This window comes from Mesobacillus stamsii (genome assembly GCF_030814065.1).
In the GTDB taxonomy this organism is placed as follows: domain Bacteria; phylum Bacillota; class Bacilli; order Bacillales; family Cytobacillaceae; genus Mesobacillus; species Mesobacillus stamsii.
Genome location: NZ_JAUSUN010000031.1, coordinates 23729 through 38661 on the forward strand (window position 1 = coordinate 23729; position 14933 = coordinate 38661).

Consider the following 14933-nt stretch of genomic DNA (forward strand, 5'->3'; position numbering starts at 1 on the left):
GGAGAGGTCGGTTAACGATGAATAAAGGGATATTGAATCACGAAACAGGGGAACAGGTTGAATTATTTTTGCTGATCAAACACTCGACAAAGGGGATTGCCAGCAATGGGAAACCATTTTTGACACTTATCCTTCAGGACCAGAGCGGGGAAATTGAAGCGAAGCTATGGGATGTTTCCGTAGAAGATGAAACTACTTATTGTGCGGAAAGCATTGTCAAGGTGCAGGGAGATATACAGAACTACCGAGGGCGCACCCAGCTGAAAATCAAGCAAATTCGTGCAGCATCCGCAGCTGATTCTGTAAAACTAGCTGATTTCCTTGAGACTGCTCCTGTCAGCCAAGATGAAATGAGCAGTAAGCTTACACAATATATTTTTGAAATGAAAAATCCTAATATCCAGAGAATTACCAGACATCTATTGAAAAAGAACATGAATGCATTCATGGAATATCCTGCAGCGACAAAGAATCATCATGAATTCGTCTCAGGTCTTGCCTATCATGTCACCTCGATGCTTGACCTTGCCAAGTCCATCGCAACACTCTATCCAAGCCTGGATAAAGATCTTTTGTACGCCGGGGTTATCCTGCATGATCTTGGAAAAGTCAAAGAGCTTTCCGGTCCTATTTCCACCACATACACGGTAGAAGGAAATCTGCTCGGACATATATCAATTATGGTTAATGAGATTGGCAAGGCAGCGGATGAATTGGGGATCTCAGGGGAAGAAGTAATGATCCTGCAACATCTAGTCCTTAGCCACCATGGCAAGGCAGAATGGGGCAGTCCAAAACCGCCGATGATCAAGGAAGCAGAAATTCTGCATCACATCGACAATCTCGATGCAAAAATGAACATGCTAGACCGAGCTCTATCCAGAGTGAAGCCAGGCGAGTTCTCCGAAAGAGTATTCGCACTCGATAACCGAACATTCTATAAGCCTATATTTCATCATTGAATGACCTAAACCCCCGAGTGAGAGATTCGTACGATTCAGATCAACAAAAAAAAGAAGGCATATTTAGATAAATACGACATATCTTTACTGTAAGAGTTCCATTGGGACAACCTTTACATGGAGGGTATGAAAAATGTCAATTCCTATCTGGGTAATAGCAGTCACAGCAGGAATCGTATTCAGCGCATTTATGGCAGTGAAAACAGGAAAAGCGGAAAGAGAAGAAGAAATGGAAAGCATTGAACGAGAGGGCGAGCTTTATATGAAGCGGCTTGAACAGGAAAAGGAACAACGTGAAAATTCGGCAGAAGCATAAAAAGCACTGGCTCCAGAATCGCGGAGCCAGTGCTTTTTTGTGGGTTCAGCTTGTCCATTTAAGGCTGTGTTGGTGCAGCTGCTTCTGGGAATTCTGCAGCTCCTGTCAAATCTTTATCATTGATTTTAACGTTCGCCCCATCAAGCTCACGTTTTAGTACTTCCTGGACTTTATTAGAGTCAAGCTGGGCAAGCTTTAAGTCATACTCTAATTTGTCTTTCATTTTATCATAGGATTCTTTTTCTTTTTTCTCTGTAACCTTGATGATGTGGAACCCATGCTGTGACTTGACAGGTCCGCTAATTTCATTCACATCAAGGGCATAGGCGGCCGCTTCGAATTCAGGAACCATTTTACCAGGACCAAAGAATCCAAGGTCTCCGCCATTCGCAGCTGAGCCAGGATCTTTTGAGTATTCCTTTGCCAAGTCTTCAAATTTCGCGCCTTCATCGAGCTTTTTCTTGACTTCCTTCGCAGTTGCTTCATCTTCTACGAGGATGTGACTTGCTTTGATCTCAGGCTTGTACTCCTCATAGCTTTTCTTTACTTCATCCTCGCTTACCGTTACATCTTTAAGGGCGGCTTTTTCCAAAAGAAGCTGGTCTTTAAGGACTGCTTTTAACTCTTCCTCATCTTTAAGCTGGTTTTGCTGAAGAACAAGCTCAAAGTTATCGCCTACCTCTTTTTTAAGCTCGGCCACTTTTTGATCGACTTCATTGTCGGTTACTTTATATTTCTCTGAAAGTACCTTCTGGTAAAGCAGTTCTTGAAGTGCCTGCTCCCCATATTTTTCTTTCATTGATTGATAAAGTTCTTCTTTTGTAATATTGCCTGCTTTCGACTCAACGATTACTTCTGAAGAATCACTAGTAGTATTACTGCATGCACCTAATCCGATGACTCCGGCCGCAACCGTGAGGGAAATAATCATTTTTTTCATGGTGAACAACTCCTAAACAGAAAATTCTAGTGGCCATATTTATCCACAAGGTCTACTATACCATAAATAAACTTTTCTACAAAAAATTAATGCTGGATCTTATTTCCTATTCAGCAAAATGGGCGAGTATCTATACCGTTTGCGTGTGGGTGCATACGATGTAGAGAAGAAAAAAAAGGAGGTATTTGTTATGGGCCACTACAATTCGGGATTTGCTTTGATAGTTGTCTTGTTCATTTTGCTAATTGTTGTGGGTGCAGCTTACCTATAACTAACAAAATGCATGAAAAGCAGGATAACTGCCTATGCGGAAATGAACTTGCTTGAATAAGATATCATAACCACTTTGGAAGGAGGTGTTAATATGGGTGCAGGATACGGCGGCGGCTTTGCGTTAATTGTCGTGTTATTCATTCTGTTAATCATCGTGGGTGCAGCTTGGCTTTAATTTCTGAGTAGGATATGGGGGTCAACTCGCCCCCATATGTCTACGAATGATCGTAAGGCAAGTTCTTAGAGCAGAAAGGAGGAACCTCAATGTCTGAAGGAGGCTATGGATACGGCGGCGGTTTTGCATTGCTCGTTGTATTATTTATTTTGTTAATCATCATCGGTGCATCTTGGCTGTAGAATTCGCTGGTACGATGATTTTTCCAAGTTTTGATTAAAAAAAGCAGTTTAGGAAGACCAAAAATAAAAAGCGGTGAGGAGAACCTCATCGCTTCATTTTTGTTCTGCCGATAAAGTCATTGAACAACTTTCCTTCTAGCCATCAGAGCGCCTGTAGACCAAGCCGCGAGCGCAATTCCTATGTACTCACGTATAAAGAATTTCAAGGAAAGATGAAATCAGCAAAATGGTAACTAGGGTATTGATCGTCCTGAAAATATTTGCATGTTTGTCTTCTGGGATTTCCTTCTGGATACAAAGGGAGTCTGTTAACTTATTTATATAGAAAAGAATGAAGGCAGCAAATAGGACAAATACGAATAAAATGGAGATCATCGAAGAATCCCTCCTCATGGGTCTTTTTATCTTAAATACAATACCAAATAATCAAAGAAAAAGATAGTTTTTTACCTAGGGAGCTTTTTTCTCTTTGTGAGACAATGAGCATTCTAAGGGAAGAATAAAAAGCGGAAGCAGTAATAAGCAACCGCTTTATAAATTGAAACATCGTTGTTAAGCAGGAAGCAAGCAAAGTTGTGAATTTTTGAAGGAATTCTCTCTAGTTTGGAGTCACTCTGTGTCTTTTAAGCGTATTCTTTCTTGGCAGGATCGATCTTTTTGAGCGTTCCGTCTTCGTCAGTAAACTTTTTGTCGATATTCGAAAATGATTTCTCGAATATTTCCATAAAATCATCTCCATAAATATTCCTGACAATCGCCATAATTTCAATAATATCAGGAAACTTCCCATAGAGTTCCTTTAATGGCATCGCCCCTGAAAAAACAGCATTATTATCAGGTTCGTAGCTTTCCATCAAAGCGAGCAATACGCCTTCGCCTTCTTCGGTCAACTGGATATACGTATTCCTTTTGTCGCTTTCCTTCTTGGAAAACGTTAAATAGCCTCTTTCTTCAAGTTTCTTTGAAAAATTGAAGGCGGTGGAAACATGCATCACGCCAAATTTAGCTACATCAGAAATCGAAGCACCATTCAAGTGAAAAGCAATCCATAAAATATGATGCTCATTAATATTGAGGTCGAACGGCTTAATCCATTGCTGCCAATCTTTTTCGACCGATTTCCAAAGGGCTTTGCTTAACTGGGCAACTCTCTGGCTAAACATCATCGCTTCTTTCATAGTATAATTTTTATCTCCCATTCTAAAATTCACCTACTTTATTGTTCTATTATCATTATGCCAATAAAACAAAAATTAATAAAGATATAAATTTACTAAATTTTTCGAATTCGCTATTTTCCAGCTAAAGTTTGGTGAAATTATGTAAAGATGGCTCGGTTAAAAGGGATTATGTCATGTATTGTTTCTTTATAAAATAGGAAAATCCTTCTCACCCGAAAAAAATAGTTGGCGGGAAGGATTTCTTCTTTATTTTTCTTCTGTTTTGGCAGCTAATTCGGATTCTAGTTCTGAAATGGATTCTTCAAGCTCTTTGATATCTTCCTGAAGTGCCATTTTATTTTCCTCTGTTTCCAGTTTCCATTCCCATAGAGCGGTCTTTACATCCGTAACAAAAGTTTGGATCGATGCTTTCCCTTCTTTGGAAGCAGTTGCAACAGTATTTTTTAATTCCATAACAGAATCCTTAATATCTTTAAGCGACCCTATATACTCATCCTTATTTGCCTTAAGCGTCCTTCTGGTCTCGTAACCAGATTTTGGCGCAGTGAGCAGCGTTGCGATCCCCGCTGCTACTCCTCCGATAACCATACCCATTAATACCGATTTTGCTTTCATAGCTTGACCACCTCGTCATTTTTTCTGTATATGTTCTGCAAAAGGATGTAAATTCCTCTATTCCTTCTTTATTTAATTTCCTATTCTCGGACAAATAAACGTTTTTGTTTCATAGGCTTATATTAGCAGGCATAATGATGAAATAAGCTCCTATACGGAGGAGAGGGGGGAATAGGAATTTTTACTACTATCATATTTGTCATCAGTATTGCTTTCTTTTTGGGGGCAGTCCATAATCTCCTTGTCTTTAAGAAGCCAGGCATGTATCCTCCAAAGATGCTTTTGCGAAAAAGGGCTGGCACGTTCGCGGGCGGGGGAGCTATTTTCCTACTGCTCGGGATTATTTTTTACTCATTCCGGTAAGGAAAAAAGCCCCTGTCCGAGAAGAGGGGCTTTTTTTCTAGTATCGAATTTCTTTTAAAATTGTCCAGCTGGGGCTGAGCATGGCGCTCTGAGCTTTTCTTAGTTAATTGACTTCTGCAAGTTTGGCTCGTTTGAAAATATTGGTTGCTACTGGATAAAGAATGGCCATGAATACGGTGTTAAAGGCAGCCGCTGGCAGAACAACTCCCGCAAAAAGGGCGATGAACGGTCCTGGAAGGCCAACTAATAAGTAAGCTGATCCGAGGAATACAATTCCGGATACAACCGTTCCGATTGCTGTAAGGCCAGCTGCGATGTAAACGGATGGTTTAAATTTATTTAAGGTGAGCAGGAGTGCCAAAAAGACAAATGCCGTTACAGGCTTGTCGATCATATTTGGAATAAGTCCGCCAGGGAACGTCGTAGTCAATCCTGAAATTAAACCAGTCACAACTCCAACCAACAATACACTTTTCTTGTCAGGAAACATAAGGACCCCAAGGAACATCATGGTCAGCATCATATCTGGCTTCATTCCAAGGATAAATCCTGGGACAACAGTGTGAAGCACTGCACCCATCCCGACTAATAGTGACAAGGCTACAAGATTCTTCGTATTCAATTCTCATCTCTCCTCTGCTATGGTTACTAACTGTTGCTTCTCCTGCAGTGCGCTAGATGCCTGCAGCGAAAAGCTTGCTATTATTATATCATATAATTTGTTTTCGTAAAGGGTTACTATTCTGTTAATTTCTTAACCTGAAATCATTCATAAACTTCGCCAGTTGTTCAACATGCTCGAGCGGAACGGCATTGTAGATAGATGCCCTGCAGCCGCCAACAGATCGATGACCCGCAAGTCCAATAAAGCCTAATTCTTCAGCCTCATGAAGAAAGGAGGCGGATAAGTCGTCGTCAGCGAGCGTGAAGTTGATATTCATCAAGGAGCGGCTGTCTTTTTCAGCATGACCCTTATAGAAACCATTGCTGCGGTCGATCGCATCATAAAGCATTGCAGCTTTCTGTTGGTTCATTCGTTCAAGCTGTTGTACCCCACCAATGGATTCGGCCCATTCAAGGACTAACATCAAGAAATAAACAGACAAGGTCGGCGGCGTATTGTAAAGGGAATTTGAGTCAGCCTGTACTTGATAATTAAGCATTGCTGGTAAATCCGGTCTTGAACGTTTCAGCAGCTGCTTATTGATGATCACTACTGTCACGCCAGATGGGCCCAGGTTTTTTTGCGCTCCAGCGTAGATCAGTCCGTAAGAGGATACATGAATGGGCCGGCTTAAAATATCACTTGACATATCGGCAACAAGCGGAACATTGATTTTTTCAGGAAACTGATGCCATTGAGTCCCATATATCGTGTTATTTGTCGTGATGTGGAGGTAGGATGAGTCGGGCTTTCCATTAATTTCTGAGAGGCTGGGAATTGATTTATAGTTAGTCGACTTTGATGATGCGATTGCCGTCGCGCTCCCGATTTTTTGCGCTTCCTTCAGTGCTTTTTCTGACCAAGCGCCAGTTAGGACATAGCTGGCGGTCGACCCTTCTTCAAGAAGATTCATTGGTACCATGGTAAATTGAAGGCTTGCGCCACCCTGGAGGAAGAGCACTTCGTAATCATCCGGGATGTTGAGAAGTAAGCGAAGCAATGATTGTGTCCGGTCATTAATCGCTTCAAATTGCTTGCTGCGGTGGCTGAGTTCCATGACTCCCATTCCGAGGTCCTGGTAATTCATCATTTCTTTTTTGGCCTTCGCCAGCACCGCCTCAGGCAAGGCGGCAGGTCCAGCATTAAAATTCAGTGCACGTTTCAAGATCATCCCTCCGAAAAAATTCTCTACAGTTTTTCATTAATGCGTTAAAGTTATTATCATGCTAACAAAAATAGATAGATTGTTCTATTGTTTTTTTTAGAAAATAAATATTCTTCCGTTTTTTTCGGTTGGATTCAAAAAAATTCAGCTAGTTTATCAGAGTTAGCAGCACTTCTCGAAATATCCATAAAAAAACTCCCGTAAGTACGGAAGTCTAGATTTTACTATTGATCTCGGCAGCGATTTTTTGGTAGTCATCTGCAGTGTACTGATCTTGGTGAGTTTTCCATACAGCCCCGAAACCGTCTCCGTTGCCATAGCGAGGGATTAGATGCATATGAAAGTGGAAAACGGACTGGCCGGCTGCTTCTCCGTTGTTTTGGAGCACATTAAGCCCAATTGGGTCATAGGCAGCCTTGATAGCATTCGCTACTTTTGGCACAGCTTTGTAGACATTGGCAGCAATTTCTTCCGTTAACGCATACACATTTTCTTTATGTACTTTAGGAACGACAAGGGTATGTCCCTTCGTTACCTGACTAATATCGAGGAAGGCCAATACATTGTCATCCTCATATACTTTTGCTGAGGGAATGTCGCCATTGATTATTTTGCAAAAAATACAATCACCCATCTATCCCACCCTTTCGATTCATCTTGTTTCATTATATTTTATCATAATTTTCTTATAAAGAAAGGACAGGATTCGCATAGAATCCTGTCCTTGAAGGGAAAACGATAAACTGTTCATCGACGTTCGTAAGCAGGTATACCTTTGATAAACACCTCATTTACAATTCATTTGAATTATAATTAGGGTTATTCAGTTCCTGGTTCAATCGGACCATCCCCAGTCTGCTTTAGTCGGTTTCGCAACGTTTAAAGCGGGAAGTGATCTGCGACACACACCTCATCTCAAAATGTGGAGTGATGTTTCTGAACGGCTGGGTTCACATTGCGAGCGCAATGCATCCATCCCTTATCCTGAACGTGTAAATCAGCGTGCTGATAAATCGAATAATATGTCTTTAACAGACACCTCATTTCGAATTACTGCTGTTTCCCCTTCAAAAATTATCATTCCCCGAAAGGCAGGTACTATACAAAGAAGTAGCAGAAACTTTTCTAAAATGAGATGCATTTGTTAAAATAACGGTACACGACTATGAACGGGAAGGACGTTGCACATGTCTTTATTGGAAATTAACCAGGTTACCGGCGGATACACAAGGAATCCTGTGCTGAAAAAGGTTAGCTTCACTGTCAAGAATCAAGAAATCGTTGGATTGATTGGCCTGAATGGAGCTGGGAAAAGTACAACGATCAAGCATGTGATCGGATTGATGGAACCTCACCACGGTGAAATCAAAATCAATGGAAAGACATTCATGGAAGGGAAGGAAGAGTACAGAAAACAATTCACCTTCGTACCCGAAACGCCAATCCTCTATGATGAATTAACTTTGGAGGAGCATCTGCGCCTGACAGCGATGGCCTATGGCCTAAAGGAACAAGAGTACGAGCAGCGAATGGATGTTTTGTTAAAAGAATTCAGGATGAACAAAAGGCTGAAATGGTTCCCAGCCCATTTTTCTAAAGGAATGAAACAAAAGGTGATGATCATGTGTGCATTCCTAGTACAGCCTGCCCTATATATCGTCGATGAGCCATTCGTTGGACTCGATCCACTCGGGATTCAGTCTTTGCTGGATTTGATGGACAAGATGAAGCAGAACGGCGCCGGAATTTTGATGTCGACCCATATCCTGGCTACTGCAGAACGGTATTGCGATCGTTTTGTAATCCTCCATAATGGGGAGGTACGGGCACAAGGGACGCTGGTAGAATTGCGTGAGCAGTTTAATATGGCCGGAGCAACCCTTGATGACCTGTATATCCAGCTGACAAAGGAAGAAGACTATGTTTAATCCGGAAGTCTTATGGAAGGAGCGTTTCAGGTCTTTTGCGAAGGAAACTGGTAGCTATCTCCGATATATCTTTAATGGCCATTTAATGATTGTTGTCCTGTTTTTATTGGGTACAGCGGCGTTTTACTATCAAGATTGGATAAAAACACTGCAGCCTGATTTTCCAGCAGCGTGGATCATTGCAGGTATTCTCTCAGTTGTCCTTACTTATAGTCCTATCCAAACATTCCTAACCGAAGCAGATAAAATTTTTCTTTTGCCGCTCGAAACAAAGCTGGCTGATTATTTCAGAAAATCGTTCCTTTTCAGCCTGAGCCTACAGTCTTATCTTTTGCTGATGGTGCTTGCGGTGTTAATGCCGCTTCATGTAAAAGTCGATGGTGCAGATTTCCAGTCGTTTTTCAGTCTGCTGTTTGCCGTGATACTAATAAAGCTGATCAATCTTTTGATTCGCTGGCATGTTCAATACTTTATTGAATCAAGTGTGAAATGGACAGATAGCATCATCCGGTTCTTCATCAACATCGTGCTGCTCTATTTCCTTTTCTCAGCTGCTCCGTTTCTTTTTGCAGCTGTACCAGCGCTGATTTTAATTTTCTTTTATCTGTACTATAAAAAACAGACTACGCTGAAGGGGCTGAAGTGGGAGCAATTGATTGAGGAAGAAGAACGGCGGATGAATGCCTTTTACCGTGTTGCAAATATGTTCACGGATGTTCCAAAGCTTCGGGACCGGTCCAGACGGCGAAAATGGCTGGACTGGCTGATCAATCGAATCCCTTACCGACAGGATCTTTCATTCAGCCACCTTTATATGCGAACTTTCGCTAGGTCCGGAGATTATTTCGGCTTGCTCGTGCGTCTTACCGCAATCGGCGGGGCTGCGCTTTATTTCGTTACATACGGACCAGGTCAAATTTTGTTCGCTTTGCTCTTCATGTATTTGACAGGGTTTCAACTTTTGCCGTTGTGGAATCATCATCAAAATAAACTTTGGGTCAGGCTCTATCCTTTAACGGAAAAGACGAGGAGGAAATCCTTTACTAGCCTGTTAGTGGGAATATTGCTGTTTCAAGCATTCGTATTTGCAGCAATTGTTTTGATGAAAGGAGAGCTCTTATTTGGAGCCATCATTTTGGCGGCCGGTACCGCTTTTTCCTTCTTCTTTGTCTATTTCTACAGCCTTAAAAAGCTTACATGATTATGAAATAGACTTTTTAAAGTCAATGTTTGCACTGGGGAAGTTTGCGTAAGTATGAACAGGAGGGAAAAGACTTTGAATGAGTATGAACGGAAGGTGTATGAAGAGGTACTTGCCTGGAAGCGGAAGCTGAATAAACGATCGGGAATAGTGGCGCGCGCCTCAAAAAAAGCGCAGACAAAAGTGAACCAGCTGGTCCCGGAAAAAGTCCATCAAATCCTAACGGTAAGTATTAAAAATATGGTGAAAGCCACGCTTGCAGGCTCGAATTTAACAACGAGAAAACAGCAGGGAATCGGATTGTCACTCGCCAGCAAGGATGACATGTTGAACAAGAAACTTTCAGGATATAAACGAACGGCGGCTGTCGAAGGAGCAGGTACAGGAGCTGGCGGAATCTTGCTTGGCATCGCGGACTTTCCGCTGCTGCTATCGATCAAAATGAAATTTCTATTTGAAGCTGCCTCGATATATGGGTTTGATCCTGCCAAATATGAAGAGAGGCTATTCATCCTTTATGTATTTCAGCTGGCATTTTCAAGCGATAGCAAAAGAAAGCAAACATTGGATTTGCTTGAAAATTGGGAAAGTCGGAAAGAGGAGTTGGTGGAACTCGATTGGCAGCAATTTCAACAGGAATACAGAGATTATATTGATTTGGCGAAAATGCTGCAGCTAATGCCGGGGATTGGGGCCGTAATAGGTGCTTATGCGAATTATAATTTACTTGATCAGCTTGGAGAAACAGCCATGAATGCCTATCGAATGAGAATTTTGCAAGCACCGCCACAAATCTGACAGAAAAAAGGACTGCAAACGAGTTTGTCTGCAGTCTGATTTAGCATCTACGCTAATGTTTCCTGGCGGGTATGCTGTTCCTTCGTTTGATAGTTCAATGCAGCTGAACAAAGTGTTTTTGCAGCAATGATCATTGCTTTTTCATCAATATTGAATCTTGGATGATGATGTGGATAGGATTCCGCAGTTTTCGGTTTTGCTCCTGTGAAAAAGAATGTCCCTTTCACATGCTGGAGGTAGTAAGCAAAGTCTTCCCCACCCATTTGCAAGGGACTTTCTTCAATTTTGGTCACGTCCATTACCTTTGAAGCACATTCAATCAGAAATTCGGTTTCTGCTGCATGGTTCACAACGGCTGGATATCCCTTTTCATACAAATATTGATACGTACAATCGGTTGCCAGGCAGGTTCCCTCGACAATTTTTTCAATTTCGGCTGCGATAAAATCACGCGTACTTTCATTGAATGTTCTTACCGTACCAATCAGCTTAGCTTTATCGGCGATAACATTGAATGCATTTTCTGCCACAAACGAGCCGACAGATACAACGGCGGAGTCGACAGGATCGACACGTCTGCTGACGATTTGCTGAAGGCTTGAAATGAGCTGTGCTCCAGCAACAATGGCATCCTTTGTTTTATGCGGCTGTGCACCGTGGCCGCCTTTGCCCTGGATGGCAATCTCAAAGCGATCGGCTGCAGCCATGATCGGTCCAATGCGGTATTGGACAGTTCCCGTCGGTTCAGTGGCCCACAGGTGGGTGCCAAAAATGACATCGACACCTTCAAGGCAGCCGTCTTCGATCATCGAAATCGCTCCGCCTGGTGCGTACTCTTCTGCATGCTGGTGAATCATCACATAAGTTCCGTGAAGATTGCCCTTCGCCTCATGCAATACTTTTGCCAGGATAAGCAATGTCGCTGTATGGCCATCATGTCCACATGCATGCATGACGCCTGGAACGAGCGATTTGTACGGGACATCCTTTTCATCCTGGATCGGAAGGCCATCAAAGTCAGCCCTAAGAGCAACTGTTTTGCCCGGTTTGGCTCCGTATATTTTTGCGACTACCCCATTGCCGCCAACGTTGGTACGCACTTCGACCCCGAGTTTTTCATAAAATTCCGCGATATACCTCGCCGTGTCCTTTTCCTGAAAAGACAGTTCTGGATGTTGGTGCATAAAGCGGCGGATTTCAACCATTTCCGGAAAAAGAGTTTCTATTTTCGTAAATAACTGATCTTGCAAATAATTCATCTCCCTTACGTATAATAGTTTGATAATTAAAATAATTATAACATAATTTATGAATAAAAAGGGAAAAGAAGCTCTCTGAAACAGGAGCTTCTTCTAATAAGGAGAACTAGATTAGGAACATTGCCACGATCGTAGTTACGATCAATCCTATCGTGACGGGCAGGAGGTTGCGTCTTGCCAGCTCGAATGGGTCGACACCGCAAATGGCTGCTGCTGGTATCAGTGCCCAGGGAACGAGGGTGCCACCGCCGACCCAAATTGCGGCAATCTGCCCAAGTGCTGTCAAGGTTGCTGCCCCAGCACCGATCGCAGTCGAGAAAATGGCAGCGACCGATCCAGCGAGGGAGATGCCGGAAAATCCTGAGCCATCCAGTCCGGTTATTGCTCCCACTGCTGTAAGCGTTACTGCACCAACTTCTGCGTTAAGAGGTACAACAGAAGATAGTGCCACACCCAGGTCATTGACAATGCCAAGCGATGTCTTTGGGAGGAACTCACCGATGATGGTTTTGAAGCCGGAGTCGCCAAGGTAGAAAAATGCGGCGATTGGGATAACGGCTCCAAAAACCTTGAATCCAAACTGAAAGCCTTCGATAAGGTAACTGGTTGTTTTTTCAATGCCTTTGTTTTTGTGTGCTGCAAGTGATATCAGCAGCAGAATGAAAATGGAAGTTCCGCCAATTAGCGCAGTCGCATCGCCGCCCTGAAGGTCAAGAATGGACATTGCGGCAACATCCGCTGCGAACAATAGCGGAATCAGGAGAGCGAAGAACCTCTTGGCTCCATCTGACAGCAAAGTCGGATCACTTGTTTTGGTTAATTCAACTTCAAGGGAACCATTGCTTTTTATTTTGCCGTTTTTCATATCATGTTTTAAAAGATAGAAAGCGCTCACCGTTGTAACAATCCCCATGACTATGACCAGAGGGATACTTGCCTGAACGACCGAATCGACGGGAATACCGGCAGCATCAGCTGTCAGTTTTGGAGCAGCCTGGATGACAAAATCACCAGATAGGGCTATTCCGTGTCCGAAGAGATTCATAGCGACCGCCACGCCGATGGCTGGAAGGCCGACTCGTATTGCAACTGGTAAAAGTACAGCACCCATCAAGGCCACTGCGGGAGATGGCCAGAAAAACCATTAAAAGCACTTATAGACACCACTTGAAAGTGTTGGTATCATTGATTTTAGGGAATAATACTAACATCAAGGAGTTGACACCGAAGTGGTAACAAACAACAACATCTTAAAGAACGTAGCAGTTTACCTTCGTATTTCAAGGGATAAAGGGGAGAACGTGGACACCCTACAAAGTCACAGAGAACGTCTTGTAAGGCTATGTGAGGAAAGAGGATACACTTACACCATTTTTGAGGAAATCATATCAGGGCAGGCTAGGATGGAAGCAAGGGAAGCCCTTAATAGTTTATTGGATGATTTAGAGAAATATGATGCGGTTGTTGTTACAGCTATTGACCGTTTAAGTCGTGATTTAGAATACAGTATCCACATATTCAAACGATTAGAAAAAGCAGGTATTCCAGTTATCACTCCTGAAAGAATTTACACCGAACAAGACTTTACTCTTTACGCGATTGAATCAACCTTGGCACATGGCGAGTATAAGCAAATTAGAAAGAGGATGCTTCAAGGTAAAAGGGATAAAGCCCTCAGAGGTGAAATTGTAGCAAGCAGACCGCCATTCGGATATGATTCCATTCTTAACAAGGATAAGAAACGAACCTTTGTACCGAATGAAAAAGCGGAAACCGTTAGGAAAATATTTAACCTTGCGATAAATGGGTACGGTGGGAAATCAATATCTGATATAACTGGTAAGCCTTATAAATCAGTTCAAAATATATTACGCAATGAAGCCTATACTGGAACTATGATTTACAAAGATATTAGGGTAGAGGATGCCTTTCCTGCTATCGTGGATAAGGATACTTTTAAAAAGGCTGATTATGCTATGAGGGAAAGATTTGCAGGAGATAGGGAACAAAGAGTAAGAACAAAAGGTAAGGTGAGAACCATTCTAAAGGATTTAGTTTACTGTGATAATTGCGGTAGAAAGATTAGTTTCCAGTTAAAAAGAAGAGAAGTATATGAAGATGCAATGGTAACTAAGAAATGTGAATGCGGTATGCCAGGAGTAAAAGAAGAAACATTACTGGCAGAGTTTTACGCACAATTCTATTGGGTTGAACTTCACTTTAGAGAAGAATGGCAGAAGGCACTGGATACACCGTTAGAGGACAAAAGGGGAAACATTGAAGGACAGCTTACCGAACAAACAAAGAAGCAAGAGAAACTAAACAGAAGGCTTAAGAATGCGAGGGAAATGAGACTAGACGGTGAACTATCCAAGGCAGAGTTTGAAGAGATTAAAACAGAATCAGAGAATGAACTTATTGCCCTTTCCAGTAAGATAGCAGAGTTAAATGATGAACTATCAACACTGGATACCGTCAAGTTATCACAAGGCTATCAGGAGAAGCTAAGGCTTATTGGGATGATTAAAGAGGAATTAAATTTACCTAAGGGTAAAGGACAACTAAACTATACAAAGGTTGAACCATGTACGAATAAGGAAGAAGCTAACCGTTTGTTAAAACTTCTAATAGATAAGATTTACTATTTCAGAGGAATTCAAGCGGATGCCTTTGGAAATGAAGAAGAAGTAATTAAATTAACCATTGCCCCTAAGTGATGATACTTAAGGGTTTTTTTCCATATAAGAAATTTATTCTTTGACTAAGATGCAGTTTATTTCAGTAAGAGGGAGGACTATTTTAAAGTTATATAGAATATCACTATTGTTGCATAAATAATGTCACAATTTTCAGTTTAATATTTTTCCTCTTTTAGAGCCAAAAAAGTAATTACCTAATCAAAGGTGGCTCC

General features: G+C 42.0%; 18 protein-coding genes and 1 pseudogene. 10 read left to right on the plus strand and 9 right to left on the minus strand.

The features are described 5' to 3' along the window. The first annotated feature begins 17 nt into the window (after positions 1 to 17). A complete protein-coding gene (gene yhaM / locus J2S25_RS17320) occupies positions 18 to 962 on the plus strand; it encodes a 3'-5' exoribonuclease YhaM (RefSeq protein ID WP_044393838.1) in 945 nt (314 codons plus the stop codon). Positions 963 to 1095: 133 nt separating this feature from the next. Further along, positions 1096 to 1278, plus strand: a complete 183-nt coding sequence (locus J2S25_RS17325; RefSeq protein ID WP_044393839.1) for a sporulation YhaL family protein — start codon at positions 1096 to 1098, stop codon at positions 1276 to 1278. A gap of 58 nt (positions 1279 to 1336) precedes the next feature. On the opposite strand, the gene J2S25_RS17330 is transcribed toward J2S25_RS17325, so the two are convergent. Continuing rightward, on the minus strand, positions 1337 to 2218 hold the full coding sequence (locus J2S25_RS17330; RefSeq protein WP_044393840.1) for a peptidylprolyl isomerase: 882 nt from the start codon (positions 2216 to 2218) through the stop codon (positions 1337 to 1339). Between the two features lie 190 nt (positions 2219 to 2408). Between J2S25_RS17330 and J2S25_RS17335 the strand changes: the two genes are divergently transcribed. From J2S25_RS17335 to J2S25_RS17345, 3 genes are all read left to right on the plus strand, one after another. Further along, a complete protein-coding gene (locus J2S25_RS17335; protein WP_023615406.1) occupies positions 2409 to 2489 on the plus strand; it encodes a YjcZ family sporulation protein in 81 nt (26 codons plus the stop codon). Positions 2490 to 2582: 93 nt separating this feature from the next. After that, complete coding sequence (locus tag J2S25_RS17340; RefSeq protein WP_064503397.1) at positions 2583 to 2666, plus strand: YjcZ family sporulation protein; 84 nt, start codon at positions 2583 to 2585, stop codon at positions 2664 to 2666. 89 nt (positions 2667 to 2755) lie between these two features. Further along, positions 2756 to 2848 carry a YjcZ family sporulation protein gene (locus J2S25_RS17345; RefSeq protein WP_084221808.1) on the plus strand — a complete coding sequence of 31 codons (93 nt, stop codon included), beginning with the start codon at positions 2756 to 2758 and terminating at the stop codon, positions 2846 to 2848. Positions 2849 to 3034: 186 nt separating this feature from the next. Here J2S25_RS17345 and J2S25_RS17350 read toward each other — a convergent pair whose 3' ends face one another. The 3 genes from J2S25_RS17350 to J2S25_RS17360 form a co-directional block, all read right to left on the minus strand. Beyond that, on the minus strand, positions 3035 to 3223 hold the full coding sequence (locus J2S25_RS17350; protein ID WP_431305969.1) for a hypothetical protein: 189 nt from the start codon (positions 3221 to 3223) through the stop codon (positions 3035 to 3037). A 248-nt stretch (positions 3224 to 3471) separates the two neighbouring features. Further along, positions 3472 to 4047 carry an HTH-type transcriptional regulator Hpr gene (locus J2S25_RS17355; RefSeq protein WP_044393847.1) on the minus strand — a complete coding sequence of 192 codons (576 nt, stop codon included), beginning with the start codon at positions 4045 to 4047 and terminating at the stop codon, positions 3472 to 3474. Between the two features lie 228 nt (positions 4048 to 4275). After that, positions 4276 to 4644, minus strand: a complete 369-nt coding sequence (locus tag J2S25_RS17360; RefSeq protein WP_044393849.1) for a YtxH domain-containing protein — start codon at positions 4642 to 4644, stop codon at positions 4276 to 4278. 189 nt (positions 4645 to 4833) lie between these two features. Between J2S25_RS17360 and yhzF the strand changes: the two genes are divergently transcribed. Beyond that, positions 4834 to 5007, plus strand: a complete 174-nt coding sequence (gene yhzF / locus J2S25_RS20165; RefSeq protein WP_500684437.1) for a membrane protein YhzF — start codon at positions 4834 to 4836, stop codon at positions 5005 to 5007. 103 nt (positions 5008 to 5110) lie between these two features. Here the strand turns inward: yhzF and J2S25_RS17365 are convergent, their stop codons facing one another. The 3 genes from J2S25_RS17365 to J2S25_RS17375 all read right to left on the minus strand — a co-directional run bounded on the left by J2S25_RS17365 (position 5111) and on the right by J2S25_RS17375 (position 7470). Next, positions 5111 to 5629 (minus strand): tryptophan transporter, encoded by a 519-nt coding sequence (locus J2S25_RS17365; RefSeq protein ID WP_044393851.1) that lies wholly within the window; start codon positions 5627 to 5629, stop codon positions 5111 to 5113. A gap of 124 nt (positions 5630 to 5753) precedes the next feature. Beyond that, positions 5754 to 6836 carry a 3-phosphoserine/phosphohydroxythreonine transaminase gene (gene serC / locus J2S25_RS17370; RefSeq protein WP_044393852.1) on the minus strand — a complete coding sequence of 361 codons (1083 nt, stop codon included), beginning with the start codon at positions 6834 to 6836 and terminating at the stop codon, positions 5754 to 5756. Between the two features lie 214 nt (positions 6837 to 7050). Then, positions 7051 to 7470, minus strand: a complete 420-nt coding sequence (locus J2S25_RS17375) for an HIT family protein (RefSeq protein ID WP_044393853.1) — start codon at positions 7468 to 7470, stop codon at positions 7051 to 7053. Positions 7471 to 8023: 553 nt separating this feature from the next. On the opposite strand from J2S25_RS17375, the gene J2S25_RS17380 reads away from it, so the two are divergent. The 3 genes from J2S25_RS17380 (at position 8024) to J2S25_RS17390 (ending at position 10763) form a co-directional block, all read left to right on the plus strand. Continuing rightward, complete coding sequence (locus J2S25_RS17380) at positions 8024 to 8764, plus strand: ABC transporter ATP-binding protein (RefSeq protein ID WP_307192504.1); 741 nt, start codon at positions 8024 to 8026, stop codon at positions 8762 to 8764. Further along, positions 8757 to 9965 (plus strand): ABC transporter permease, encoded by a 1209-nt coding sequence (locus J2S25_RS17385; RefSeq protein WP_307192505.1) that lies wholly within the window; start codon positions 8757 to 8759, stop codon positions 9963 to 9965. The genes J2S25_RS17380 and J2S25_RS17385 overlap by 8 nt, the downstream gene beginning before the upstream one ends. Positions 9966 to 10040: 75 nt before the next feature. After that, positions 10041 to 10763 (plus strand): EcsC family protein, encoded by a 723-nt coding sequence (locus J2S25_RS17390; protein ID WP_307192506.1) that lies wholly within the window; start codon positions 10041 to 10043, stop codon positions 10761 to 10763. A gap of 47 nt (positions 10764 to 10810) precedes the next feature. Here the strand turns inward: J2S25_RS17390 and J2S25_RS17395 are convergent, their stop codons facing one another. Next, positions 10811 to 12022: a M20 family metallopeptidase gene (locus J2S25_RS17395; RefSeq protein WP_439117506.1), complete on the minus strand. Its 1212-nt coding sequence runs from the start codon at positions 12020 to 12022 to the stop codon at positions 10811 to 10813. A gap of 106 nt (positions 12023 to 12128) precedes the next feature. Then, a pseudogene (locus J2S25_RS17400) lies at positions 12129 to 13166 on the minus strand (hypothetical protein); the annotation flags it as partial. A gap of 85 nt (positions 13167 to 13251) precedes the next feature. On the opposite strand from J2S25_RS17400, the gene J2S25_RS17405 reads away from it, so the two are divergent. Beyond that, positions 13252 to 14739 (plus strand): recombinase family protein, encoded by a 1488-nt coding sequence (locus J2S25_RS17405; protein WP_307192508.1) that lies wholly within the window; start codon positions 13252 to 13254, stop codon positions 14737 to 14739. The last annotated feature ends 194 nt before the right edge of the window (positions 14740 to 14933 follow it).